General features: G+C 61.2%; 25 protein-coding genes. 12 read left to right on the forward strand and 13 right to left on the reverse strand.

From position 1 onward, the window contains the following. Window positions 1-58 precede the first annotated feature (58 nt). Complete coding sequence (locus ACQKP2_RS10075; RefSeq protein ID WP_427576122.1) at window positions 59-694, forward strand: pseudouridine synthase; 636 nt, start codon at window positions 59-61, stop codon at window positions 692-694. On the opposite strand, the gene ACQKP2_RS10080 is transcribed toward ACQKP2_RS10075, so the two are convergent. From ACQKP2_RS10080 to ACQKP2_RS10090, 3 genes are all read right to left on the reverse strand, one after another. After that, window positions 689-898 (reverse strand): DUF2788 domain-containing protein, encoded by a 210-nt coding sequence (locus ACQKP2_RS10080; RefSeq protein ID WP_046815823.1) that lies wholly within the window; start codon window positions 896-898, stop codon window positions 689-691. The two genes, ACQKP2_RS10075 and ACQKP2_RS10080, sit on opposite strands and share 6 nt — an antisense overlap. 222 nt (window positions 899-1,120) lie before the next feature. Continuing rightward, complete coding sequence (locus tag ACQKP2_RS10085; RefSeq protein ID WP_056855781.1) at window positions 1,121-1,600, reverse strand: Lrp/AsnC family transcriptional regulator; 480 nt, start codon at window positions 1,598-1,600, stop codon at window positions 1,121-1,123. A 284-nt stretch (window positions 1,601-1,884) separates the two neighbouring features. Then, complete coding sequence (locus ACQKP2_RS10090; protein WP_427576123.1) at window positions 1,885-2,109, reverse strand: hypothetical protein; 225 nt, start codon at window positions 2,107-2,109, stop codon at window positions 1,885-1,887. A gap of 61 nt (window positions 2,110-2,170) precedes the next feature. Between ACQKP2_RS10090 and ACQKP2_RS10095 the strand changes: the two genes are divergently transcribed. Continuing rightward, a complete protein-coding gene (locus ACQKP2_RS10095) occupies window positions 2,171-3,232 on the forward strand; it encodes a DUF6515 family protein (RefSeq protein WP_427576124.1) in 1,062 nt (353 codons plus the stop codon). On the opposite strand, the gene ACQKP2_RS10100 is transcribed toward ACQKP2_RS10095, so the two are convergent. Both ACQKP2_RS10100 and ACQKP2_RS10105 read right to left on the reverse strand, forming a co-directional pair. After that, window positions 3,214-4,122 carry a cation diffusion facilitator family transporter gene (locus tag ACQKP2_RS10100; protein ID WP_427576125.1) on the reverse strand — a complete coding sequence of 303 codons (909 nt, stop codon included), beginning with the start codon at window positions 4,120-4,122 and terminating at the stop codon, window positions 3,214-3,216. The genes ACQKP2_RS10095 and ACQKP2_RS10100 overlap by 19 nt on opposite strands. A 29-nt stretch (window positions 4,123-4,151) precedes the next feature. After that, complete coding sequence (locus ACQKP2_RS10105; protein WP_427576126.1) at window positions 4,152-4,574, reverse strand: polyribonucleotide nucleotidyltransferase; 423 nt, start codon at window positions 4,572-4,574, stop codon at window positions 4,152-4,154. 109 nt (window positions 4,575-4,683) lie between these two features. Here ACQKP2_RS10105 and hrpB point away from each other — a divergent pair, with 109 nt between their 5' ends. Together hrpB and ACQKP2_RS10115 are read left to right on the forward strand one after the other, a co-directional pair. After that, on the forward strand, window positions 4,684-7,200 hold the full coding sequence (hrpB, locus tag ACQKP2_RS10110) for an ATP-dependent helicase HrpB (protein WP_427576127.1): 2,517 nt from the start codon (window positions 4,684-4,686) through the stop codon (window positions 7,198-7,200). Window positions 7,201-7,461: 261 nt separating this feature from the next. Beyond that, a complete protein-coding gene (locus ACQKP2_RS10115; protein WP_427576128.1) occupies window positions 7,462-10,272 on the forward strand; it encodes an amino acid adenylation domain-containing protein in 2,811 nt (936 codons plus the stop codon). 215 nt (window positions 10,273-10,487) lie between these two features. Here ACQKP2_RS10115 and ACQKP2_RS10120 read toward each other — a convergent pair whose 3' ends face one another. Together ACQKP2_RS10120 and ACQKP2_RS10125 are read right to left on the reverse strand one after the other, a co-directional pair. Continuing rightward, complete coding sequence (locus ACQKP2_RS10120) at window positions 10,488-11,567, reverse strand: endonuclease/exonuclease/phosphatase family protein (protein WP_427576129.1); 1,080 nt, start codon at window positions 11,565-11,567, stop codon at window positions 10,488-10,490. Between the two features lie 66 nt (window positions 11,568-11,633). Further along, the gene (locus ACQKP2_RS10125) at window positions 11,634-12,308 is read right to left on the reverse strand and encodes a YciC family protein (RefSeq protein ID WP_427576130.1); all 675 of its coding nucleotides are present in this window, start codon (window positions 12,306-12,308) and stop codon (window positions 11,634-11,636) included. Window positions 12,309-12,487: 179 nt separating this feature from the next. On the opposite strand from ACQKP2_RS10125, the gene ACQKP2_RS10130 reads away from it, so the two are divergent. From ACQKP2_RS10130 to ACQKP2_RS10140, 3 genes are all read left to right on the forward strand, one after another. After that, window positions 12,488-13,261: a DUF2076 domain-containing protein gene (locus ACQKP2_RS10130; RefSeq protein WP_427576131.1), complete on the forward strand. Its 774-nt coding sequence runs from the start codon at window positions 12,488-12,490 to the stop codon at window positions 13,259-13,261. 127 nt (window positions 13,262-13,388) lie between these two features. After that, on the forward strand, window positions 13,389-13,868 hold the full coding sequence (locus tag ACQKP2_RS10135; protein ID WP_427576132.1) for an NYN domain-containing protein: 480 nt from the start codon (window positions 13,389-13,391) through the stop codon (window positions 13,866-13,868). A 22-nt stretch (window positions 13,869-13,890) separates the two neighbouring features. Continuing rightward, window positions 13,891-14,502, forward strand: coding sequence for a 3'-5' exonuclease (locus ACQKP2_RS10140; RefSeq protein ID WP_427576133.1), 612 nt, complete (start codon window positions 13,891-13,893; stop codon window positions 14,500-14,502). A 128-nt stretch (window positions 14,503-14,630) separates the two neighbouring features. On the opposite strand, the gene ACQKP2_RS10145 is transcribed toward ACQKP2_RS10140, so the two are convergent. Beyond that, window positions 14,631-15,086 carry an Lrp/AsnC family transcriptional regulator gene (locus tag ACQKP2_RS10145; RefSeq protein WP_427576134.1) on the reverse strand — a complete coding sequence of 152 codons (456 nt, stop codon included), beginning with the start codon at window positions 15,084-15,086 and terminating at the stop codon, window positions 14,631-14,633. Between the two features lie 165 nt (window positions 15,087-15,251). Between ACQKP2_RS10145 and yedA the strand changes: the two genes are divergently transcribed. Next, on the forward strand, window positions 15,252-16,184 hold the full coding sequence (gene yedA / locus ACQKP2_RS10150) for a drug/metabolite exporter YedA (RefSeq protein WP_427576135.1): 933 nt from the start codon (window positions 15,252-15,254) through the stop codon (window positions 16,182-16,184). Between the two features lie 64 nt (window positions 16,185-16,248). Next, window positions 16,249-17,583, forward strand: a complete 1,335-nt coding sequence (locus ACQKP2_RS10155) for a DEAD/DEAH box helicase (protein WP_427576136.1) — start codon at window positions 16,249-16,251, stop codon at window positions 17,581-17,583. A 64-nt stretch (window positions 17,584-17,647) separates the two neighbouring features. Here ACQKP2_RS10155 and ACQKP2_RS10160 read toward each other — a convergent pair whose 3' ends face one another. Together ACQKP2_RS10160 and ACQKP2_RS10165 are read right to left on the reverse strand one after the other, a co-directional pair. Continuing rightward, a complete protein-coding gene (locus ACQKP2_RS10160) occupies window positions 17,648-18,919 on the reverse strand; it encodes a TIGR03862 family flavoprotein (protein ID WP_427576137.1) in 1,272 nt (423 codons plus the stop codon). Between the two features lie 271 nt (window positions 18,920-19,190). Further along, window positions 19,191-20,111 carry a histone deacetylase family protein gene (locus ACQKP2_RS10165; protein WP_427576138.1) on the reverse strand — a complete coding sequence of 307 codons (921 nt, stop codon included), beginning with the start codon at window positions 20,109-20,111 and terminating at the stop codon, window positions 19,191-19,193. 92 nt (window positions 20,112-20,203) lie between these two features. Here ACQKP2_RS10165 and ACQKP2_RS10170 point away from each other — a divergent pair, with 92 nt between their 5' ends. The 3 genes from ACQKP2_RS10170 (at window position 20,204) to ACQKP2_RS10180 (ending at window position 22,338) form a co-directional block, all read left to right on the forward strand. Next, window positions 20,204-20,773 (forward strand): GNAT family N-acetyltransferase, encoded by a 570-nt coding sequence (locus ACQKP2_RS10170; protein WP_427576139.1) that lies wholly within the window; start codon window positions 20,204-20,206, stop codon window positions 20,771-20,773. A 105-nt stretch (window positions 20,774-20,878) separates the two neighbouring features. Then, a complete protein-coding gene (gene tesB, locus ACQKP2_RS10175; RefSeq protein WP_427576140.1) occupies window positions 20,879-21,748 on the forward strand; it encodes an acyl-CoA thioesterase II in 870 nt (289 codons plus the stop codon). Next, window positions 21,745-22,338 carry an HAD family hydrolase gene (locus ACQKP2_RS10180; protein ID WP_427576141.1) on the forward strand — a complete coding sequence of 198 codons (594 nt, stop codon included), beginning with the start codon at window positions 21,745-21,747 and terminating at the stop codon, window positions 22,336-22,338. The genes tesB and ACQKP2_RS10180 overlap by 4 nt, the downstream gene beginning before the upstream one ends. A gap of 116 nt (window positions 22,339-22,454) precedes the next feature. On the opposite strand, the gene ACQKP2_RS10185 is transcribed toward ACQKP2_RS10180, so the two are convergent. The 3 genes from ACQKP2_RS10185 to ypfJ (ACQKP2_RS10195) form a co-directional block, all read right to left on the reverse strand. Then, window positions 22,455-23,426: an alpha/beta fold hydrolase gene (locus tag ACQKP2_RS10185; protein WP_427576142.1), complete on the reverse strand. Its 972-nt coding sequence runs from the start codon at window positions 23,424-23,426 to the stop codon at window positions 22,455-22,457. Then, complete coding sequence (gene ypfJ / locus ACQKP2_RS10190; protein ID WP_427576143.1) at window positions 23,427-24,317, reverse strand: KPN_02809 family neutral zinc metallopeptidase; 891 nt, start codon at window positions 24,315-24,317, stop codon at window positions 23,427-23,429. 136 nt (window positions 24,318-24,453) lie between these two features. Beyond that, entirely contained in the window at window positions 24,454-25,299 is an 846-nt protein-coding gene (ypfJ, locus tag ACQKP2_RS10195) for a KPN_02809 family neutral zinc metallopeptidase (RefSeq protein ID WP_427576144.1), read from the reverse strand. Window positions 25,300-25,334 lie beyond the last annotated feature (35 nt).

Raw genomic sequence — 25,334 nt, forward strand, 5'->3', positions numbered from 1 at the left:
CATTTGACGGTCGGGCTACTAGCATTGGCAGCCCTGACCGTTAATTGTTGTTCTGCCCATGCCACGCCCACCTCGTCCACCTTCCCGCCGTCCTGGCGTGAAACCACCGTCTACAGCCCCGCGCCGTGTCGCCAAGGCGCCTCCGGTCGAACCGAAGCTGATCCTGTTCAACAAGCCTTTCGATGTGCTGACGCAATTCAGCGACGGCGAAGGGCGGGCGACGCTCAAGGATTTCATCGACGTTCCCGGCATTTATCCGGCCGGGCGCCTGGATCGCGACAGCGAAGGTTTGTTGCTGTTGACCAACGACGGCCAGTTACAGGCGCGAATTGCCGACCCGAAACACAAATTGGCCAAGACTTACTGGGTGCAGGTCGAGGGCGAGCCGAACGCCGAGCAGTTGCAGCGCTTGCGCGATGGCGTGGAATTGAACGATGGCATGACCCTGCCCGCCGAGGCGCGGCAACTGGACGAGCCTGAGTTGTGGCCGCGCAACCCGCCGGTGCGCTTTCGCAAAAGTGTGCCGACCAGCTGGCTGGAACTGGTGATACGCGAAGGCCGCAATCGGCAGGTGCGGCGCATGACGGCCGCGGTCGGGCTGCCGACGTTACGGCTGGTGCGGGTCAGGATCGGTGACTGGACGATCGAAGGGCTCGATCAGGGCCAGTGGAAGCAAGTACCGGCACGCTTATAGAGTGCCGGTTTCGATCAGGCCGATCACCACGCTCTTGATGACGAATGCCGCGACGCCAAGACCCAGCACGAAAAACAGAATGAACGAACCGAAGCGCCCGGCCTTGGACTTCTTCGCCAGGTCCCAGACGATAAAACCCATGAAAATGATCAGGATGCTGACCAGGCCGGTCATCATCCACTCTTCGAATACTGCAGGATCCATCGACATCTCCCGCGCTCGCGGCTAAAAAGGCGAGGCGAGTATACGGCAAGGGAGAATGGCGGTGAGTTGACCTGCGGCAGTGTGTCGCAGTCATCTGTCGGACTGTTGTACCTGTAGGAGCGAGCACGCTCGCGATGGTCGTCAACGATGACGCGGGTTGTCTGGATGCCCGCGGTGCCTGGACCTCCATCGCGAGCATGCTCGCTCCTACAGGTAAAGGCGTCAGCTGCGCAGATGGGTCAGCGGCAATTCGGTGCTGTTCAACACCTGGTTCAACACAAAGCTGGAACGCACGCTGGTCACGCCTTCGATCCGGGTCAGGTGGCCGAGCAGCAGTTTCTGATAGTGGTCCATGTCCGGTACCACGACCTTGAGCTGATAGTCGGCATCCATACCGGTCACCAGGCTGCATTCCAGCACTTGCGGCAAAGTCCGGATGGCCTGTTCGAAGTTCTCGAAGCGCTCAGGGGTATGGCGGTCCATACCGATCAGTACGTATGCGGTCAGGCTCAGGCCGAGCATCTTGCGGTCGAGCAGCGCCACCTGGCGGGAGATGTAGCCGTCGTCTTCCAGTTGCTTGACCCGACGGGAGCAGGGGGAAGGCGACAGGCCGATGCGTTCGGCCAGTTCCTGGTTGGAGATGCGCGCATCGCGTTGCAATTCAGCCAGAATGCTCAGGTCGTATCGGTCGAGTTTGCTCATCAAACGGTCCCTTGTCGTAACTATTGCGGCAGATTATCTATCCAGGGTTAAAAATTGCGCAAGTGATGTTTATTTGAGCAATCTTCGCAATCCTCTGCCGGCGCTACGGGCCTATTCTTATCACCAGAATCACTGCTCGGACAAACAGTCCAGTGCGGCTCGCCCAAACAGGCCAGCCGCGGCCACCACCCCCACAGGGGATGCGCAGGCCCCCGAGCTACACACTGTCCAGAAGACGGCGTGAGGTGAGCCGGCGTCAAAAGCGCCGAGCACGGACGAAGTTCTCAAGGGGAGGCCGACGGGTCTCCCCTTTTTCTTGCCCGCAATTTACCGTCCGGCCTCAATAAATAAGTTGCGCGACTGATAACCTGTTGCAGAACCGGCCTTTGGTTTTCCAGTCTTACATATAAGGCTGTGATCCCTGTAGGAGCGAGCATGCTCGCGAGAAACTCAAAAGCGCCGCGTTCAACCAGCGAGTACGCGCCATCGTTCACGACCATCGCGAGCATGCTCGCTCCTACAGAAAGATAAAGACCCCAACCCACGCAATAACCCGCAGTGAGGAAAAGCATGAAGTCGCGCATCTGGCGTTTGGCCGGAGTTGGTTTGTTGTGTGTCAGTGTCACTGCGCAAGCGCTGGCCGACGAGCCGCAGAACCGTGGCCCCGATGGCGGGCAGCACGGACAGGGCGGTCATCAAGGCAACGATCAGGGGCATGGCAACAACAATCAGTCGCGCCCGCAAAACAACGAAATCATTCGCGGCGACAACAGTCGTCAATTTGAGCACAACGGCCAGAACCCGAATGGCCAATGGCAGAACCAGCATAATAACGGCCAATGGCAGAATCAGAACGGCGGGCAGCGCCAGCCCCATCCGCAACCGGACTTCAACAGCCCGGTACGATCCCCTCCGCCGCCTCCACAACTGCCGGCCAATGACCTGCCGATTCAGCCCCGGCCCGACACCGTGCAGCAGACCCAACAGCCTCGGCGTGGTTACTATCAGGACGAGCAGCGGCGCAATGATCCGAACCAGCATTGGAATGGCTACATTGGTGCGCCGACCAACGACAATCACTGGCAAGGTCGCCCGAGCGGGCACGGCAATGGCTGGGGCCCCGGCCCACAGTATCGGCCAGGGCATGTGATTGACCGCTTCCCGGACCGTGATTTCCGCGTACCTTATGGCGGGCGCGATTACTTCTACTCCGGCGGCTACTGGTATCGCCCTCAGGGGCCGCGCTACGTCGTGGTTCAACCGCCACGAGGCATTCGCATTCAATACCTGCCCGATTACGCCCGTGAAGTCTGGATCGGCGGCTCGCTGTTGTTCCTGGCGGCCGGATCGTATTACGCCTATCAGGAAAGCACACAGGATTACATGGTGGTCGAACCGCCGGGCCAGCCGCTGGCGACCGGCAACAGCTATGACGTGGAGGCTTATCCGGCCAACGGCCAGACGCCGGAGCAGGTCAATCAGGACGGTTACGACTGCTATCGCTGGGCGGTTGAGCAGAGCGGTTTCGATCCGCGTGTCGACACCTATCAACCCGACCCGAACGTGGTGCAGAACTACCGTCAGGCCCAGGGCAACTGCCTGAGCAGTCGTGGTTACCGAGTGACGTTCTGAGCCCTGGCAGCTTTCACCACTTCCTGCGGATCGGCGTGCACCAGCACTTCGGCTCGCGGGTAGGCGGCATGAATGGCATCGGCGGCCTGATCGCTGATGCCATGGGCGACTGAAAGGGTCAACTCGCCGGGTAACTCCAGGTGCAACTGCACAAACCACTGGTTCCCGGAAATGCGCGTGCGCAGGTCATGCGCACCCAACACCCCCGGTACGCTGCAAGCCAGCTCCAGCATGTGCTGGCTGACATCCGGCGGCAGTTCCTCATCCATCAACACTGCAAAACTTTCCCGGGCGATCTGCACCGCGCTCCAGAGGATGTACGCGGCAATCCCCAGGCCGAACCAGGCATCGACTTGAGACCAGCCAAACCCGGCCAGCACCAGCGCGACCAGAATGCTGCCGTTGAGCAGCATGTCCGAACGGTAATGCAGGGAGTCGGCGCGCACGGCATTGGAGCCTGTGGCCTTGATCACCCGATGCTGCAGCATCAGCAGCACCAGGGTCAGGAACAACGAGAACACAATGACCCCGATACTGAGCCAGGCCGCACCGATCGGTTGCGGATACTTGATCCGGTCGAACGCCTGCAATGCAATCAGCACCGCACTGGCGCCGATGAACAACGCCTGCGCCATGCCGGCAAGGGATTCCGCCTTGCCATGTCCATATCGATGGTCGTCATCGGCAGGGCGCAAGGCGTAGTGCACGGCCAGCAGGTTGAGCAGGGATGTCACACCGTCCAGCGCCGAGTCGGTCAGCCCGGCGAGCATGCTCACCGAACCGCTCAACCACCAGGCCATGGCCTTGGCGACGATCAGTGTGCAGGCCACTGCCACCGAGGCTCGGGTCGCCAACTTCAGCAGGCGGGCGTGTTCGACGCTTGAGATCATGAGTGTGATTGTTCCTTCAAATACACCGATCAGGCGGCGGGTTGCAGACCGAGCGTGGCCAGCTGCTGGACGCTGCCCTTGTGCTGGATCAGGCGTGGATCATCCAGCGGCAGGCTGCGGCCCGTTTCACGTTGCAGAATAGCCTGCAACTTGAGGTTATCGACTTTGCCGTCGGCACCAATGGCCTGCTTGAGCGTTTGCGGGTCAACGTGCGCGGTCTTCTCACCCGGTGCGAAGTAAATCGCTCCGGTGGTGAAGTCCACGGCGAACGCGATGAGGCCGGGGATGATGTAGAACAGCAGGCCCACGGCATCGAGCGCGGCAATGGCCGGGTCGATCTTGCCGTCGATCTGGCCGCGGCGGTCAGGGTAGAAAATCGAACCGCAGGCGGTGACCTGGGTCAGCAGAGTCGCGATCAATACACCGCCAATCAGTCGAAAGGGAACACGCATATGAAGTCTCCTGGGTCATCTCGAAACGAAGCGTCGTCGATATGATTTAAGACCTCGACGAACGCCCGGCAGTTCGCCGTTATACTCGGCCCTCTGTTTTGGAGCCAGCATGATTTCTTTGCCGATTGATGAAGTTTTACCCGCCTTGCGTGAAGCCCTCGCGACACGCCACGAAGCCGTGCTCGAAGCACCGCCCGGCGCCGGTAAGACCACCCGTGTACCGCTGGCCTTGCTCGATGAGCCGTGGCTGGCCGGGCAGACCATCCTGATGCTCGAACCGCGACGCCTGGCCGCACGGGCGGCGGCCGAGCGCCTGGCCAGTGAGTTGGGCGAGAAGGTCGGCGAAACGGTGGGCTATCGTATTCGGCTCGACAGCAAAGTCGGCCCCGGCACGCGTATCGAAGTGGTGACCGAGGGCATCCTCACCCGGCGCTTGCAGGACGATCCGGCACTGGAAGGCGTGGGGTTGCTGATCTTCGATGAATTTCATGAGCGCAGCCTCGATGCCGATCTGGCATTGGCCCTGAGCCTCAATGGCCGGGAGCTGTTTCGTGACGACCAACCGCTGAAAATCCTCTTGATGTCGGCCACTCTGGAAGGCGAGCGCCTGGCCGGGTTGCTCGATGATGCGCCGATCCTGCGCAGCGAGGGCCGCATGCATCCGGTGGCGATGCGCTGGGGCCGTCCCTACCAGGCGGGTGAGTTCGTCGAACCACGGCTGGTACAGACCGTTCTCGAAGCCTTGAACGACGAAACAGGCAGTGTGCTGGTGTTCTTGCCGGGACAGGCGGAAATCCGTCGCGTTCATCAACAGTTGGCCGATGCGCTGGGCGAAAACCCACAGGTATTGCTCTGTCCGCTGCACGGCGAACTGGACCTGGCTGCACAGCGGGCAGCCATCGAGCCGGCACCACAGGGCAAGCGCAAAGTGGTGCTGGCCACCAACATCGCCGAGACCAGCCTGACCATCGACGGTGTACGGGTGGTGATCGATGCCGGGCTGGCGCGGGTGCCGCGTTTCGATCCCGGCAGCGGCATGACCCGCCTCGACACGCAACGCATCTCCAGGGCCAGCGCCACTCAGCGCGCGGGCCGCGCCGGACGCCTGGAACCCGGTGTGTGTTATCGCCTGTGGTCGCAGGACCAGCACGAGCAACTGGCGGCCTACGGCAGCGCGGAAATTCTCTCGGCGGATCTCGCCGGCCTGGCCTTGCAACTCGGTCGCTGGGGCGTGGCGCCGGGGCAACTGGTCTGGCTCGATGTGCCGCCGACGGCGGCCTATGCGCAAGCGCAGGATCTGCTCGAACGCCTGGGTGCACTGGACGGCGAGGTGTTGACCGGGCATGGCCAGGCCATGGCCGAGTTGCCGGCACACCCGCGCATCGCTCATCTGTTGTTGCGCGGGCAGGCGCTGGGGCTGACGGACATGGCCTGCGATGTCGCGGCACTGCTGGGCGAGCGCGATATCCTGCGCGGTGCCGGTGCGGATCTGCACAGTCGTCTGGTGCTGTTGTCCGGCGAAGAGCGGGCGGCACGCGGTGCCCAGGGCGGGGTGCAACGCGCCCGGCAGTTGGCACGGCAATATCGTGGCTACCTGCGCGGCAAGGCAACGGAGCCGGTCGGCGATCCCGATCACCCGCGCTGGCTCGGTGCGCTGTTGGCGCTGGCGTATCCGGATCGCGTGGCCCAGCAGCGCCGCGCCGGTGGCGCCGAGTATCGCCTGGCCAACGGTCGTGCGGCATTGTTTGCCGAAGCCGACAGCCTGATGAAACAGCCGTGGTTGGTGATCGCCGATCTCGGCAGTCGGCAGGGCCAGCGTGAGGAGCGGATTTACCTGGCGACGGATTTCGACCCGGCGCTTTTTGACTCCGTGCTGGCCGAGCAGGTGCGGTGCATTGATCAACTGGATTGGGACGAGCGTGAAGGCGTGCTGCGCGCCGAGCGCCAACGCAAGGTCGGCGAGCTGATACTCAGTCGCGAACCACTGACCGGGCTCGATGAAGCGGCACGCAGTCAGGCGCTGGTCAATATGGTGCGGCGCAAAGGCCTGGAGCTGTTGCCGTTGACCCCGGAGCTGCGCCAGTGGCAGGCGCGGGTGACGTTGTTGCGCCAACTGGACATGGATGGCAAAGGCGAAAGCCAATGGCCGGATGTCAGCGACAAGGCATTGCTCGACAGCCTTGAGCGCTGGTTGATGCCGTACCTGGGCAAAGTCTCGCGGCTCAGTCATTTCGCCAGCCTGGATCTTTCCAGCATCGTCCACAACCTGCTGCCGTGGCCATTGCCGCAACGCCTCGATGAACTGGCGCCGCATCATCTGAGTGTGCCGTCGGGCTCTTCGATTCGTCTGGACTACAGTGAACAGCCGCCGATTCTGGCGGTGCGCCTGCAGGAACTGTTCGGCCTGGCGGAAACGCCGCGCATCGCCGGCGGGCGACAAGTGGTCAAGCTGCACCTGTTGTCCCCGGCGCGGCGGCCGGTGCAGGTGACCCAGGACCTGGCGAACTTCTGGCGCAGCACTTACGCCGAGGTCAAGAAGGATTTGAAAGGACGTTACCCCAAGCACTACTGGCCGGACGATCCGCTGGTGGCCGAGGCGACCGCACGGGCCAAGCCCAGAAAGTGAGCCGCGTGAAGGGGGCGATTCAGTAAAGGTGGTCCCGGAAAAATAAATCAGTCCCGTTTCCGGGCGCCGCCCGCCACTGTGCACTAATGTTCAGTCTGTCTGCCTGGACAATCTGGCGTGCCCCTGTGCTTCGCTGGAGCGTTCTGCGCAATCACTTTGCATTTTTGTACGTTGGCCAGCGATAAATTCCGCGTCATCTCACTCAGGATTGTCGGGGCACCACGTTTATCTCGAATGGATCACGCGCAGTAGGTAAACCCAATGCAGGATACCCGCCCGAACCCAAGGCTCAGTCTGGACTATTGCGTCGAACGTCCGATTTTCATGGATTTCTTGCAGCAGGCGCAGCGCTCGCCGGATGCAATTGCGCTCATTGCTCAAGAAGCGACGTGCAGCTACCGTCAACTGGAAACAATAAGCCGTGGCATTGCTGCCTTCCTGGTTGCAAATGGCGCGACCGAATCGGACCGTGTTGTCATTGTCTCGAGCCGCTGTGCAGGGCTTGTCTATGCCATGCTCGGTGCCTCGCGCGCCGGACTGACCTTTTCGGTGGCCGACGCCGCCTACCCACCTGCGCGTATCGGGCAAATCATTCGAGCGCTGGAACCGTCCTTTGTCCTGCTATGCGGTGACGCTCACCTTGAGGCATCCGCGGGGGGCTCCGGTGCGCGTGTCGTCAGGATCCCCGAGCCTGCCGACGAGGCGCTGCGTGAATTCGCCGACCATCAAGCGATTTTGCCGCAGGTCGATCCTGCGCATCCCGCCTATATCACGTTCACATCGGGCAGCACCGGTGAACCGAAGGGAATCGTGACGCATCATGCACCGCTGGTGCATTTCATCGAGTGGCATGTCAGGCAGCACTCGTTTTCGAAAGACGATTGCTTTTCCATGCTTTCCGGGCTCGGCCATGACCCCGTGTACCGGGACGTGTTTACGCCGCTTTCCATTGGCGCAAAAGTGATCGTTCCCGCGCAGTCGACGGTCATCGATCCTTCGGCACTGGCCAAATGGATACACCAGCATGCAATCACGGTCATTCACCTCACGCCGCCACTGGGGAAACTCATCGAAACCGGCGCGAAACTGGTCGGGCTGAAATTCAACAGCCTGCGCTATCTGTTTTGGGGGGGAGACGCATTAAGCCAAACGCTTTATGAGCAAATGCGCGTTATTGCACCCCATGCCGCCAGCGTGAACTTCTACGGCACCACCGAAACGCCACAGGCCATGGCCTGCCACCCTGTGGACCCTGACGCCGACAACAGCAAAATCCCGCTTGGCAAAGGGATTGAGGGCGCACAGCTGTTGCTGGTGGACGAAAGGAACCAGTTGGCCCTTGCAGGGGCAGTCGGGGAGATTTTCATCCGCAGCCCTTATTTGTCGTTGGGTTACTGGAACGATGCAGCGCAAACCGCAGAGAAGTTCGTGGTAAATCCCTTTACCCATGTCGAAGGCGATATCTGCTATAGAACCGGTGACCTGGGCACTTACCTTGCGGACGGCAGTGTCATGTTCCTGGGGCGAGGTGACAGCCAGGTCAAGATTCGCGGGCATCGCATCGAACTCAGTGAAATCGAAGGTGCGGTCGCACGGCATCCTCGCGTCAGGCAGTGCGTCGTTCTGGCCGTCAATGAGGGTTCAAACCCGAGGCTGGTTGCCTATTGCACGTCAACGCAGTCTGTTTCATCCGCCGAGTTGCGAGAGCATGTCAGTGGCCAACTCCCGGATTACATGGTGCCGGCAGTGTTTGTCTTTCTCGAAAGCATCCCGCTGACCCCCAACGGAAAGATTGATAAACGGGCGTTGCCGGCGGTGACAGGCAACACCGACGCAGGGACAGCAAGAGCGAACCAGAATCTGTCGCCGCTGGCGCTCAAACTGGTGGGCGCATGGGCCGAAATACTCGAAGTCCGGCAAGTCGATGCAAACTTGTCGTTTGTTGAACTGGGTGGGGATTCGCTTTCGTTCGTTCAGGCTTCAATGGTGCTTGAGGAGCTTGTCGGCCACTTGCCGGATCAATGGGAAGTCAAACCGATCCGTGAGCTTTGTGAGCTGGCCGGCAATACCAGGACTTCGAAACTATCGGTTCGCGCCGTCGAGATTCCCGTGTTCCTGCGCGCCGTGTCCATTCTGCTGATCGTCATGGGGCACTTTCATCTTTTTTCACCGTGGCCCTTTTCAGGCGAGACGGCGGTGCTGTTCGTCATCTCCGGGCTCAGCCTGGCAAGGTTCCAACTTCAAGCCATCAATGAGCGCGGTAACGTACGCACGTTGGCCAAGTCGATTGCCAGCATTGCGGTGCCGACCGTTCTGTACACGGTATTGATTCAAATGCTGTTCGGTCATGTTCACTGGCAAACCGTGCTGTTGATTTCGAACTGGTTTCCACCGGATCTCACGGGTGGTTTTGCCTATTGGTACATTGAAGTCCTCGTGCAAATGATCGTGATCATTGGTTTGGCGCTGTCGTTCGAACGCGTGCGAAGAGCAATGATGTCGGCACCGTTTACCTGTCTTGTGATTGCCTGTTGCGCACTGGCCGTGGCAGACGTATTGAGCGACGCGTACGTGTTCGATACTTCGTCGCTCTATCACCGAGTGCCGCAGCATTACCTTGCAATCATGGTGCTCGGCATGGCCATTCACTATGCCAACTCAACAGTCCGCAAGTGTGTCGTCAGTGCCCTGACGGTGATTGTGATCGGCTGGCAGGATGCCCAGGCATTCTTCGGGCCTGGATCACACGATTTCGCGCTGGGCGAATATGCCGATATCGCCCTGCCTGGCATTCTTGCCGTGATCTGGATCCGCTCCGTTCCCGTGCCAGGCATCATGGCGCGGGCAGTCGCACTGATCGCCTCGTCGACCTTGTTTATTTATCTGACGCACTTTCAATTCCAGTCCCTGGCCCGTCACATCATCGACCAGCCGATGCTCGCGGTCGTTCTCGCCATCGTCGGTGGGATCGGGGTGGGTTATGGTTGGAACAAGGCGCTGCGGATGGTTTCGATGCGCTGGGGAGGAAGAGGGAAGAAGAGCAGGGCGGATGCGGTTGAGCCTGTTGCGTGATCAGTGCTCCATCTGAAGGTCCTGCGGACCTTATCGCGGGCAAGCCCGCTCCCACAGGGTTCCGAGGTGCTCAAAAAAACACGTGACCGCCACAAAACTTGTGGGAGCTGCGGTGCGGCGATCCGACTTGCCAGCGAAGGGGCGTTACTGACGCTGAATCAGTCCCTTTAAATCATCAAGACAGTTGCTTCCACAAGGTTTGTATTGCTTCAGCTCTACGGTGCGGCGGGCAACAGGAAACGGGCAATCACCGGCAGGTGATCGGAAATGCGTAACGTATCGTCTTGCCTGACCGTCGCCTCGACCCGCTTGATGCGCGGGCTGTAGAACAGATAGTCAAGGGTACGGTCCGGGCCGTTCAGGCCCGGATCGTTCGGGTAATGGGTCAGCCACCGGTCGCGGTCGATTCCGCTGGCTTCGTTGTTGGTCGGAATCATCGGGTACTTGTCCCACAACAAATGCAGTGCGCTGTCAGCGGAGTAGGGCGTGCGTTGCTCGTTGGGCAGGCGCTGATATTGACCCAGCGGCAAAAGGTTGAAATCACCACCGATCAGCCATGGCGTGCCGCGGCTTTCGAATTTGTCGAGTACTTTGGCCACGGCTGAGACTTGCGTTTGCAGGGTTTCGTCGGGCTGCGTCGCGCGGTCCAGATGGGTATTGAGCACGGCGATCTGACCGCCGTCGCTCAGCGGCAGGTAGGAGAGCAAGAGGGCGTTTTTTGGCTGGAACTGGCGGCTGATCAGGTTGACCGGCGCCACCGGCAATTGCAGGCGCTGGGCATGCTCGATCTGGTAGCGACTCAGGGTTGCCAGTTGCCGGCCAACGGCGCCGAAGATGTGCGGATCGGGCACGAAGTCCGCTTTCCAGTCGAACGCATGGGCACTGCAGGGGTACAGGTCGGCAACCCGTTCCTGCAACAGTTTGAGCTGGTTCTGATAGTCGCTGGCCTTGGCGCCGTCATCGAGTTCCTGCAACAGCACCACATCGGGATGCTCGTCGCGAATCACCCGCGCCACTTCATCGAGGCTGAAGGCCATATCCTCCGGCGTGGGTTTTTCGTCGGTGCCGGCGGCCAGGTCATTCCAGAACACATAACGCTTGCCCGCCAGGTACTGGACGTTCCAGGTCATGACCTTCAACGCCTGGCCGGGCGCCAGGGTCGGTGCGTGGGTGCTGCAACTGACTGGCAGCACTTCCCTGGCGCCGGGACGCCAGGTCAGGCTGTAGATCATCAGGGCAGCCAGGGTGATTACGATCAGCAATCCCGTCAGGGTGTAGCGCAGCAGTCGGGTCATGGCTCGGCTTTTAGCGTTACGCAAATGGATCCCGAGCATAACCGAGTGACGGGCGGTCGCCCAAGATCAGCGTGGGCCGTCGATTTTTTCCGGCACTTCATCGATCAGCATGAACAGGCGGAACAGCACCACGCTGGTGAACAATTGCAGGAAACTGTGGGCACTGTCGATCAACAGCGAGAGTATCGGGCTCTGAGGCTCGGGGTAGGCCGCCAGTGTCGCGCCCTTGAGCAGCCACAACGGCCCCATCACGCACAGAATGCAGACCAGAATGCGCATGAAGTGCCCACGGGTCATTCGCAGGCTTTCCTTCATCGCCGCCAGCGGGGCCAGGCCGTGCAGCACCAGCAAGTACTCGCCGAACGCCAGGGTCACCATCAGGTAGATGCCGGGCAGGAAATACAGCGACAGCCCAAGCAGAATCAACACGGTATTGAGGGCGGTCAGCAGGGCGAAGCGTGGCCACAGGTAAGCGGCCCTGGACAGCAGGGCGCGGTTGCTGGGCGACTCGCCGCGACTGCGCGCATCGAGGAACAGGATCAAGGCCGCCGTATACAACGGATACACCAGCAGGCCGACGATAACGCTGATGCCGGGAATGCTGTCCGGCTCGGTGGAGTGCTCGACCACCTGTTGCAACAGTGCCTCGATGACCACCAGCGGCAGGCACAACTGCACGATCTGGCCCAGATTGCGCTTGAAGAAATACAGGGAGTCACGCAATACATCTAACGGATTCATCGGTCGATATCGCAGGTCATGAGCTGTTACACACTGTAACCGATGATGTACTGCCAATAGCAAACGTAAAGGTTCCGTAAACGTCATTGAAACATCATGTTTCAGCCTCCATTAAGGTGAGGCACCTTATCCTCAAGTGGGTAAAGGCAACGATTTTCCCGGCAATCTACGAGGTCGCCATGAACAGCGAAGAGCAAACCCTGATCGATGGACTGTTTTCCCGACTGCAACAGGCCGAAACGGAGGCAGCCCCGCGCGACGCCCAGGCTGAAGCGCGGATCAAGGAACACCTGACACGCCAACCGGCGGCAGGTTATTTCATGACCCAGGCGATTCTGGTGCAAGAGGCAGCGATCAAGCGCCTCGATGAACAGAACAAACAGCTCTCCCAGCAAGTCCAGCAGTTGCAGGCCGACCTGCAACAGGCCAGGTCGCAGACCGCGCCTGCGGCGGCGCCGAGCAGTGGTGGTTTCCTGTCGAGCATCTTCGGTGGCAGTTCCCGCGATTCGCAGCCCGCGCCCAGCCAGAGCGCGCCGGTATCGAGCGGTGGCGGCTGGCGCGAGCCGGGGCGGCCCTCGTTCAACGCGCAACCGCCACAACAGAACTATGCGGCCCCGCCACAACAAAACTACGCCCCGCAGCAAGCGGCACCCGCCGCGGGCAGCAGTTTCCTGGGCGGTGCATTGAAAACCGCCGCGGGCGTGGCGGGTGGCGTAATGCTGGCGCAAGGCATCAGCAGCCTGTTTCATCACAATCAGCAGCCGGAAGAAATCGTCGAAGTCATCAAGGAAGTGCCGGCGCAGGTCAACGATCAAGGCAACAATGGCTGGGGTGACGACCAGCGGGTTGCCGGCAACGACTCCTGGGGCAATGACCAGGGTGGTTTTGCCAACACCGACTACAGCGATGACGACTCATCGTTCTTCGGCGGCGACGACGACTCCTTCGTCTGACACGCCATTCGTCCGGAGCGCTGCGGCGCTTCCGGGCGATTATTCGCGGAAAACTCCCTTCGGCTGGCATACTGGGCGACTTTTCGGGCCTGGTGCCTGATTCCGCCTGCGCTTTGAGAGGTGCCCGGTGAAGAAAATCGCAGTGTTCGCCGACGTCCAGAACCTCTACTACACGGTGCGTCAGGCTTACGGTTGTCACTTCAACTATGCCGCCCTGTGGGCTGAAATCAGCAAGCAGGGGCAGATTGTCGAGGCCTATGCCTACGCCATCGACCGTGGCGACAGCAAACAGCAGCAGTTCCAGCAGATCCTGCGCAACATAGGCTTTACCGTGAAGCTCAAGCCCTATATCCAGCGCAGCGATGGCTCGGCCAAGGGCGACTGGGACGTGGGCATCACCCTCGACATCATGGACGCGGCGGATCATGTCGACGAAGTGGTGCTGGCCTCCGGCGACGGCGATTTCGACATGTTGCTCGAACGCATCATCAGCAAGCATGGTGTGCAAGCGGTGGCCTTTGGCGTGCCGGGCCTGACGGCCAACTCGCTGATCCGCGCCGCCAGCCGCTACGTGCCGATCGAAGGCGCGTTGCTGCTCAAGAATTGATTTTTACGGAGTTCAAACGGGTTTGGAACGCATTGCAGTCATCGACTTCGAAACCACCGGGATCTCCCCGAGCAGCAGCTGCCGGGCCACGGAAATTGCCGTGGTGATCCTTGAACAGGGGCGCATCGTCGAGCGTTACCAGAGCCTGATGAATGCCGGCGTGCGCGTTCCGGCATTCATCGAACAACTGACCGGCATCAGCAACGCCATGTTGCGCACTGCGCCTTCGGCCGAACAGGTGATGAACGAGGTCAACGAATTCGTCGGCACGACGCCGTTGCTGGCGCATAACGCAGCGTTCGACCAGAAGTTCTGGGATTTCGAGCTGGGGCGGATCAAGCGCACACGCCTGCAGAACTTCGCCTGCTCGCTGTTGCTCGCCCGTCGCCTGATGCCCGCCGCGCCGAACCACAAACTCGGCACCCTCACCACCTTTGCCAACCTGCCCCACACCGGCAAGGCCCACCGGGCCATGGCCGATGCGGAAATGGCCGCCAACCTGACAGCGCACCTGGCCGAAGAACTTCGGGACAAGCACGGCGTGCGCGAGTTGTCCCATGACTTGCTGTGCAAATTGCAGAAAGTGCCGGCAGCGAAAGTGGGCGAACACCTCAAGCGCTATCGCGGCGCCTGACCTGTAGGAGCGAGCATGCTCGCGATGGACGCAAGAACACCGCGGGGTGTCAGAGTTCCCGCGTAATCGTTGACGACCATCGTCGGAACGCCGCCCGGAGCATGCTCGCTCCTACAGAGGGCGTCACATCATGCCTTGCCATTCGATTCCAGTTGCCCCAGCGGCACGCGCTTTTCGATGGCGCTGGACAGCACGATCGACGTCTTGCTGAACCCGAACGTCGCAATTCGATTGATCAACTCTTCCAGCTCCGGCATCGAGCCCACCGCCGCTTGCATGATCACGCAAGGATCGCCAGTCACGCGGTGGCATTCGGTCAGTTGCGGGATCTTGATCAACTCGTCGTAGGCTTTCTGGTTGCCATGCTGGTTCAGGCGTAACTCGATGACGCACTGGATCGGCAGCCCGATCCTGGACATGTCGATTTTTGCCTGATAACCGGTGATCACGCCGCTGGCTTCGAGCTTGGCCACGCGCTCGGCCACCGCCGGGGCGGACAGATTGACCTTGCGCGCCAGTTCGGCATACGACGCGCGCCCGTTTTCCAGCAGCGCGCTGAGCAGCATGCGGTCGTATTTATCCATCGTGGCGGCTCCTGAAAAATGGCGTACTTTCGAAAGCACGGTTTATAGCCACGAACTCCGTGTTTTGAAAAGTGTACCGGCGCTTTAAACAGGTTTTGTAACTTATTTTCCGGTGTCGGCCTTTCTAGAATAGCCCTTCACCTGTTCTGCCTGTGAGTTGCCCTCATGTCTGGCCTTCGTCGCTTCTCCTTGCCCTTGATCGCTGCCTTCTTCGCCTTGTACGTGATTTGGGGCTCGACGTACCTGGTGATCCGTATCGGCGTTGAGTACTGGCCACCCCTGCTGCTTGCCGGTGTCCGTTTCGTGATTGCCGGAAGCCTGATGTACGCCTTTCTGCGCTGGCGCGGGGCGCCGGCGCCGACCTGGGCGCAATGGAAGGCGGCCGGGATCATCGGTGTGTTGCTGCTGGCCTGCGGCAACGGTGCTGTCAGTGTGGCCGAGCACACGGGCGTGGCGTCCGGGGTGGCGGCTTTGGCGGTCGCGACGGTGCCGCTGTTCACGTTGCTCTGCGGCTATTTCTGGGGGGCGCGCAATACCCGTCTTGAATGGGCCGGCATTGTGTTGGGCATGATCGGTATTGCCATGCTCAACCTGGGCTCCAACCTGCAGTCGAGTCCACTGGGCGCGGCCTTGCTGGTGTTCGCAGCCGCGACATGGGCCTTCGGCTCGGTATGGAGTAAACACTTGCCGTTGCCTCAGGGCGCCATGGCCAGCGCCGTGGAAATGCTGGTGGGCGGTGTGGTGTTGCTGATCGGCAGCGCTGTCAGCGGCGAGCATATGGAGAAGATGCCGCCGATCGAGGGCTGGGCCGCGCTGGCGTACCTGACGGTGTTCGGTTCGATCATTGCCTTCAATGCCTACATGTACCTGCTCAAACACGTGCGTCCGGCGGCGGCCACCAGTTATGCCTACGTCAACCCGGCGGTGGCGGTGTTGCTGGGGATCGTGTTTGTCGGCGAGACCATCGGTATCGAGGAAGCGTTGGCCATGCTGGTGATCATCAGCGCCGTGGTGCTGATCGGCCTGCCGCAGTGGCGACGCAAGCCTGAACGGCCGGTAGTCTCTACGGTGTCGAGGACAGAATCCCGTGTGAATTAGGGTAAACTGCGCGCCATTGCACACTCGTTCGCACAACCGCGCTGAATTTTCCTACGGTATTCCCATGACTTTCGCCACCCTTGGCCTGATCGAACCCTTGCTGCGCTCCCTTGAGAAGCTCGGCTACCAGACTCCGACGCCGGTTCAGGCGCAAGCCATTCCGGCGGTGCTGGCCGGTCGCGACCTGATGGCCGCCGCCCAGACCGGCACCGGCAAGACCGCAGGTTTTGCCTTGCCGCTCCTGCAATTGCTGGCGATGGAGGGGCCGAAAGTCGCGGCCAACTCGGTGCGTGCACTGATCCTGGTGCCGACCCGCGAACTGGCCGAGCAGGTTCACGAAGCCGTGCGCCAGTACGCCGAGAACCTGCCGTTGCGCACCTATGCGGTGTACGGCGGTGTCAGCATCAACCCGCAAATGATGAAGCTGCGTGGCGGTGTCGATCTGCTGGTGGCAACACCGGGTCGCTTGCTCGATCTGTTCCGCCAGAACGCACTGAAGTTCAACCAGTTGCAAACCCTGGTGCTGGATGAAGCCGATCGCATGCTGGACCTGGGCTTTTCCGAAGAGTTGGCGAACATTTACCGCGCGCTGCCGAAAAAACGTCAGACGCTGCTGTTCTCCGCGACCTTCTCCGATGACATCCGCCTGCTGGCCGGGCAGATGCTCAATGACCCGTTGAGCATTGAAGTCAGCCCGCGCAACGTGGCGGCCAACACCGTCAAGCAGTGGATCGTGACGGTGGACAAGAAGCGCAAGCCGGAACTGTTCGTGCATTTGATGCGCAAAGGCAAGTGGAAGCAGGTGCTGGTGTTCGCCAAGACCCGCAATGGCGTGGATGCGCTGGTGGAAAAACTCCAGGGGCTGGGCGTCAATGCCGACGGTATCCATGGCGACAAGCCGCAGGCGACTCGTCAGCGTGCGCTGGACCGCTTCAAGCTCGGTGAAGTGCAGATCCTCGTTGCTACCGACGTGGCCGCCCGTGGCCTGGATATCGAAGACCTGCCGCTGGTGGTCAACTTCGACCTGCCGATCGTGGCCGAGGACTACATCCACCGCATCGGTCGTACCGGCCGTGCGGGTTCGACCGGTGAAGCGATTTCCCTGGTGTGTGCCGATGAAGTGAATCTGCTGTCGGCCATCGAAATGCTGACCCGCCAGACCCTCAAGCGCCAGAACGAGCCCGACTTCGAACCCGAGCACCGGGTGCCGGAAACCGACGCCAGTGGTCAGGTGATCAAGAAGCCGAAAAAACCGAAGAAACCCAAGACCTCCGGTGGCGGCGGCAAACGCAATCTCGGCAAGTGGATCGACAGCGGTGAGGTTGCTCCGGAACCTTCGGTAAAACCTGTGCGAAAAGTGCCGGTGTTCAACACCGGGCCGCGTAAGCGCAAGCCTTAACCAGCGGGGCGTTGGTTAAACCGCTTCGCGAGCAGGCTCGCTCCCACAGTTGACTGCGTTCTGATCAATGTGGGAGCGAGCCTGCTCGCGAAGGGCGCGCCTCGGTCTTGAGCCATTCAACGATGCCGAGTCCCGCCGCACGCCCACTGGCAAAGCACGCCGTCAGCAGGTAGCCCCCTGTCGGCGCCTCCCAATCGAGCATTTCGCCGGCACAGAACACGCCGGGCATTTGCTTGAGCATCAAGCGTTCGTCCATCGCTTCGAACGTTACGCCGCCCGCGCTGCTGATCGCTTCGTCCAACGGGCGAGTCTTCACCAATGTCAGGGGCAATGCCTTGATCGCCTTGGCCAGTAGCGCCATGTCGGTAAAGGTTTCGGCAGCGGTGAGTTCCCGCAGCAGCGCTGCTTTCACCCCATCAATTCCCAATTGACTGTGCAAATGCTTGGCCATGGAGCGCGAGCCACGGGGTTTGCTCAAAGCAGCCTGGATCTTATCCACAGGCTTGCCCGGCAAAAGATCCAGATGGATAGTCGCCGAGCCCTGCCGGTTGATCGCCTCGCGGACCTGCGCCGACAGGGCATAGATCAAACTGCCTTCGATGCCGGTGGCGGTGATCACACACTCACCGAGTCGGGGGATATCGTCGTTCAGGCCGATGGCGACGTTTTTCAGGGGGGCGCCGGCGAATTTGCTGACCATCAATTCGCTCCAGGCCTGCACCTCGAAACCACAGTTACTCGGTTGCAGCGGTGCGAGCTGAACACCCTGTCGCTCCAGTGGCGACATCCACGCACCGTCCGACCCCAGGCGCGCCCAACTGCCGCCGCCGAGGGCGAGCAGGGTGGCATCCGCCTGCACGGTTATCTCGCCTTCGGGGCTGGCAATGCGCAAACCGCCGTGCTCGTTCCAGCCGATCCAGCGATGGCGGGTGTGGATAACCACGCCACTGTCGCGCAAACGCTTGAGCCAGGCACGCAGCAAGGGGGCCGCTTTCATGTCGGTCGGAAAGACCCGGCCGGAAGTGCCGACAAAGGTCTGGATACCCAAGTCATGAATCCACTGGCACAGCGCCTCGGCGCCAAAAGCGCGCAGCAGCGGCGCGATCTGCGGCGCCCGTTCGGCGTAGCGCGAGAGAAACGCCGGATACGCCTCGGAGTGGGTGATGTTCATGCCGCCGACGCCGGCCAGTAGAAACTTGCGGCCCACCGAAGGCATGCCGTCATACAGATCGACACGGATCCCGGCCTGGCTCAACACTTCAGCCGCCATCAGGCCGGCGGGACCGCCGCCGATGATGGCGACGCGGGAAGGGGAGGTGGCGAAGGGTTGGGTCATGGCGTGCGCTGCGGTTTGGCGGAATAAGCCGCGCATTCTACCAGCCCCGCCCTCTTCTGTAGGAGCGAGCCTGCTCGCGATAGCGGTGTGTCAGATTGATGTGCGTTAAGTGTGCCGACGCCATCGCGAGCAGGCTCGCTCCCACAGGGATAATGGTGTGGTCAAAAAATAATCAGTGCTCTGTGGCCCACGCCTTGCGCGGGCTGCAGTCCCTTTCACTCAGGTTATCCACAGGCGGCTCCACAGCCATTGTGGGTAAAGCATCCACAACTCAGTGACAGCCTGATGACTGCCAGACGCGCTGCGCGCTGTGGTGCAGGATGCCATGGCGCCGGGCCAGGGCCTTGCGATCCTTGCTGTAGCCGCCGCCAATCACCCCGACCACGGGAATATCGCGTCCCAGGCAATGGCGCATCACGCTTTCATCGCGGGCGGCGACGCCTTCGTCTGTCAGTTTCAGGTAACCAAGCGCGTCATCTTTGTGCACATCGACGCCGGCGTCATACAGCACTAGATCCGGTTGGTAGAGCGGCAACAGATAGTTGAGCGCATCGTCCACCACCTTCAGGTAATCGGCATCGCCCATGCCATTGGGCAACGGGATGTCCCAGTCGCTTTCGGCCTTGCGTGCCGGAAAGTTCTTCTCGCAGTGCAGGGAAACGGTAACGGCCTGTGGGGTGTTGTGCAGGATTCGCGCAGTGCCGTCGCCCTGATGCACGTCGCAGTCGAAAATCAGCACCCGGTTCACCCGGCCGCTTTCCAGCAGGAAATGGCTGATCACCGCCAGGTCATTGAAGATGCAGAACCCGGCCGGGTAATCGTAATGCGCATGGTGAGTGCCACCGGCCAGGTGACAGGCCAGGCCATGCGCCAGTGCCTGTTCGGCCGCCAGCAGCGAGCCGCCGACCGCGCGCACCGTACGCCGGGCCAGGGCTTCGCTCCAGGGCAGGCCGAGACGTCGTTGATCTTCGCGGGACAGATCCCCGCTCATGTAACGCTCGATATACGAAGGGTCATGCGCCAGGGCGAGAATGTCCGGTGGGCAGAGCTCCGGGCGCAGCAAGTCGGCGTCGCGGGTCAGGCCCGTCTCCACCAGGTGATCGCGCAGCAAGCGAAACTTGTCCATGGGGAAACGGTGATCGGCCGGAAACTCGGGGCTGTAGTCGTCGTGATAGATCAGCGGGAGAGGCATGACTGCTTTGTCTGAAAAGGCATACAGGAATGAGTGAACGATCCTACCAGCGATGTAGACTTGCGACATCCAAATGCGGGGGGCGGGGCACGATGGAGCCAATACTGGAACTCGAAAGCGCACGACTGCTGTTACGGCAATGGCGAGATGACGACTTGCCGGACTTTGCCGCGATGTGTGCCGATCCACAGGTCATGCGCTATTTTCCGGCACCCTTGAGCCGACTTGAAAGCGCTTCGCTGATTGGCCGGGTTCGCGGACATTTTGCCGAGCATGGCTTTGGCTTGTGGGCGCTTGAGCGCAAGGATACCGGACAATTCATTGGCTTTACCGGCCTGGGAGTGGTCGGTTTCGATGCGCCGTTCACCCCGGCCACCGAGATCGGCTGGCGCCTGGCGCGCGAGCACTGGGGATTGGGTTATGCCAGTGAAGCGGCGTGGACCGCTCTGCGCTGCGGGTTTGACCGTCTGACGCTGAATGAGGTCGTTTCGTTCACGGCCGACAGCAACTTGCCGTCGCAGAAAGTCATGCAGGCAATCGGCATGCAGCATGACCCGGCCGATGACTTCGAACACCCCAACCTCGTTCTCGACCATCCCTTGCGTCACCACGTGCTGTATCGAATCAATCGTGAGCAATGGCTGCAAACCTTGCATGGATAAGCGGACACAGACGTTTACAATGGCCCCGTGTTGGCACGGGCCAGAAACTGAATCGACCGACGCAGCCAGGGCTGCGCGGCATTGTGTTGTGTGAGGAGAGTCTGAATGAGCCAAGTGTTGGAAGATCTGGTCGACCTGCTGACCCTGGAACCGATCGAGGAAAACCTGTTCCGTGGCCGCAGCCAGGACTTGGGATTTCGTCAGCTGTTCGGCGGGCAGGTGCTGGGCCAGTCTCTGTCGGCGGCCAGCCAGACCGTCGAAGAGACTCGTCACGTACACTCGATGCATGGTTACTTCCTGCGTCCGGGCGATGCCGGGCTGCCAGTGGTCTATCAGGTTGACCGGGTTCGTGACGGCGGCAGCTTCAGCACGCGCCGGGTGACGGCGATCCAGAAGGGCAATCCGATCTTCACCTGCAGCGCATCGTTCCAGTACGACGAAGCAGGCTTCGAGCACCAGAGCCAGATGCCGCAAGTGGTCGGCCCGGAGAACTTGCCGTCGGAACTTGAACTGACCCAACAGCGCGCGCACCTGATCCCCGAGAAGATGCGTGAAAAACTGCTGTGCCCGAAGCCGATCGAGTTTCGCCCGATCACCGAAAAAGACCCTTACAACCCGCCGCCTTCCGATCCGATCAAGTACGTCTGGTTTCGCGCCGACGGTGCCCTGGCCGATTCCCCGGCGTTGCACAAATACCTGCTGGCCTATGCCTCGGACTTCGGTCTGCTGACCACCTCGATGCAGCCTCACGGCAAATCGGTCTGGCACAAGGACATGCAGGTCGCCAGCCTTGACCACGCGTTGTGGTTCCATGCCGATCTGCGGGCTGATGACTGGCTGCTGTACGCGATGGACAGCCCCTGGGCGGGCAACTCCCGCGGGTTCTCCCGTGGCAGTGTGTTCAACCGTGCCGGGCAGCTGGTGGCCTCGGTCACTCAGGAAGGCCTGATCCGCCACCGCAAGGATTGGGCATGAGCCTGGTCGATGTGCGCCATTGGGTGTTCGACATGGATGGCACCCTGACGGTGGCCGTGCATGACTTCGCGGCGATTCGAGTCGCCCTGGGGATTCCGGCCGAACACGACATCCTGACCCACCTTGCCGCGCTGCCGGCCGACGAAGCGGCGGCCAAGCACGCCTGGCTGCTGGAGCACGAACGGGACCTGGCACTGGGGTCGAAGCCGGCACCGGGCGCCGTGGAGCTGGTGCGGGACCTGGCCGGCCGCGGCTATCGACTGGGCATCCTCACGCGCAATGCCCGTGAGCTGGCGCACGTCACTCTGCAAGCCATCGGCCTGGCCGACTGCTTCGCGGTAGAGGATGTGCTCGGTCGTGACGAAGCCCCGCCAAAACCGCATCCCGGTGGTTTACTGAAACTGGCCGAGGCTTGGAACGTGCCGGCGAGCGAAATGGTGATGGTCGGTGATTACCGTTTCGATCTGGATTGCGGGCGTGCGGCGGGCGCGCGGACGGTGTTGGTGAATTTGCCGGACAATCCCTGGCCGGAATTGACCGATTGGCATGCGGCGGATTGTGTGGCGTTGCGGGAAATGTTGTCGGCTTGAGGGCTTGTGGCCCCGAAATCCGTAGGAGCCAGGCTTGCCGGCGAAGGCGTTTTTAATGGCGTCGCATAACGTGTGGGGGCCTTCGCGGGCAAGTCGGATCGCCGCACCGCTCACTCCTACTGCCCGAACAACGCCTTTTGCCCCTCCGGCGATGTAAACATCCCACCCCCGTTGTGCCCCACCCCTGGCACTTCGATCAGTTGCTGACTGAACCCTTGCGGTTGCAGCCGCTTCAGGTAATCGAAATAAAAACGCCCGCGAGCCAATCGGTAGGGGCCCTGGGCCTGGGCTTCGCAGCTTTTGTCCAACGCCGGATGCCTGGGGTCGATGTCCTGTTGACCCAGCAGATAGACGATGTCGCGCTTGAGGTATTTTTCCTGCAGTTGCCCGGCGGTTTGACCTTCGGCGTAGGCGGGTAAATCTGTCAGGCCGTACTTCCAGCGATTGAACTGCGGGCATCCGGCATGGTTGAAGGCCACGGGTCGGCGCTCGTCGAAATAGGCATAGGAAGACGGGTTGGCGATCACGTAGCGCACCTGGATACCGGCGGCCTCCAGGGCGGGCTGATCATGGCCGAGCATGGCGTAGCGTTGTACCAACTGAGCGCCGCCGGAGTGACCGGCGATGACGATCTGTTTGATATCCGGGAACTGCTGGCGATCGCCCAGGCGAGTCACGATTTCGTCCAGCGCTGCGTAGGAACTCAGGTGAAAGGGGGCGAGGGAATCGCCACCCGCCATCCACTCATTGCCCTGCCAGCGCAAAACGGTGTCGGCGACCGGGTGCAACGCAACGTCGCTTTCGTTGAGAAATTGTGGGGCGATCACCAGGGTCGTCGCACTCTGTCCGGCCAGTTCGGCGGCCTTCTCGCCATTCTTGAGGTAGGTTTGCGCATTGCGCAGGCGACCATGGACGATGATCAGCACGCGTTCGATTTTTGTCGGGGCGGGGCTGATGCCTACCGCTATCTCGCCCGATTTCAGCAACAGGCGTCCGGGGCTGACTTCCCTGACGCCATGTTCGTCAGCCCAAGTGTTTGTGCACAGACTCGTGTAAGTGATCAGCAACGCCAACAGCCATTTTTTCATCTACAGATTTTTCGCCGCAAAGGTGTCGCACTGGCCGACCTGGCCCTGGGCGAATCCGGTTTTGAACCAGCGCACCCGTTGCGCCGACGTACCATGGGTAAACGAGTCCGGCACCACACGGCCCTGACCCTGTTGCTGCAAGCGATCGTCGCCAATGGCATTGGCGGCGTTCAGCGCTTCTTCGATGTCACCAGGCTCCAGCCAGTTCAACCGTTTCTGTGCATTGTTGGCCCAGACCCCGGCCAGGCAGTCGGCTTGCAACTCCTGGCGCACCAGCAGGCCGCCGTCGCCTTCCATTTGCCGGCCTTGCTGGCGGGCTGCCTGGATTTTCGCGGAAACACCGAGCAAGGTCTGCACATGGTGTCCGACCTCGTGTGCAATCACATAGGCCTGGGCGAAGTCGCCCGCCGCGGAAAAGCGCTGAGACATTTCCTGGAAGAACGCCATGTCCAGGTAGACCTTCTGGTCTGCCGGACAGTAGAAGGGCCCGGTCGCCGACGTTGCCAGGCCACAGGCCGAGTTGACACGGTTACTGAACAGCACCAGCGTCGGGTCGCGGTATTGGCGGCCATTCTGCTGGAAGATCTGCCGCCAGGTGTCCTCGGTGTCGCCGAGGATCGAACGGACGAATTCGGCGCCTTCATCGTTGGCGGGCGGTGCCTTGCGCGATTGCGTCGTGGCCGGTGTTGATTGTTCGCCCATCTGCCCGGCCAATTGACCGAGGATCTGCATCGGGTCCTGGCCGGTGATCCAGCCGATTCCGACAATCAGAATGATCGCTGTCAGGCTCAGGCCCTTGCCGCCACCAAAGCGCATTCCGCCGCCACCGCCGGTGTCATCGCCACGGGCATCGACCACGTTGTCGCTGCGGCGGCCTTTTCTCCATAGCATGTGGGAATCCTCCGTTTGTCCGTGGGATGAGTGTTGCTGTTGAGTGGGAGCGGCGCCAGTCCGGTCGTCAGACCGCCCCGGTCTGCCCCGGTTCTGTTTGTGCGGCATCATTCGTGGCCTGGCTGACCGGCGGGGCTTACAGGTCTGTTGCGGCGAACGTGTCGCAGGCACCCTGGCGCCCTGTGGCGAACCCCGTTGTGAACCAGTTCAGCCGTTGCCGGGAGGTGCCGTGGCTGAAGGTTTCCGGGCGAACGCTGGCGTTGCGCAAGCGTTGCAGGTGGTCGTCACCGAACACGGTCGCCGCGTGCAAGGCCGCTTCGATATCGCCCGGTTCCAGCCAATTCAGGCGTTGTTGTGCATGGTGTGCCCAGACCCCGGCCAGGCAATCGGCCTGCAATTCGGCGCGCACTTCCAGCCCTCCATCGCCAGTGACGGTTTTTTGTTCAAGCAGCGCCTCCTCGAATGGAGCGGAAAGTCCCAGCGCAAGCTGGACGTGATGTCCGATTTCGTGGGCAATGATGTAAGCCTTGGCGAAGTCACCGACTACGGAAAACTGCTGCTCCAGTTCGGCGAGGTAATCCAGGTCCAGGTACACCTGTTGATTGGCCGGGCAATAGAAGGGGCCGCTGGCAGCACTTGCATACCCGCACGCCGAACTCACGCCCTGGCTGAACAGGGTCAGCGTGGGCAATGGATAGTGCCGTCCCGATTGCGCAAACAGTTGTGTCCAGGTGTCTTCGGTATCGCCCAGCACAGACCTGATGAACCTGACATGCGGATCTTCGTCGGGGGCTGTCGACATGGGGAGCGTCAGGGTGTTTGAAGGGGTAAGCGGTGTGTCGATAACCGGGTAGAGTGCCGCGCTGGCCAGGGCGGCGGTGATCAGCCCGGCGCCCAGTGTTTTCCCTGTCAGCGTGCGGGCATCCTTGCCCTTGCGAGTGTCGTTCACCTTGTCGCTGGGTCTTGCCTTGTTCCATAACATGTCTGCGGTCTCTCATGGATGAATCGGGTTTCCAT

This window comes from Pseudomonas sp. NPDC089569, assembly GCF_050280625.1.
Taxonomy (GTDB): domain Bacteria; phylum Pseudomonadota; class Gammaproteobacteria; order Pseudomonadales; family Pseudomonadaceae; genus Aquipseudomonas.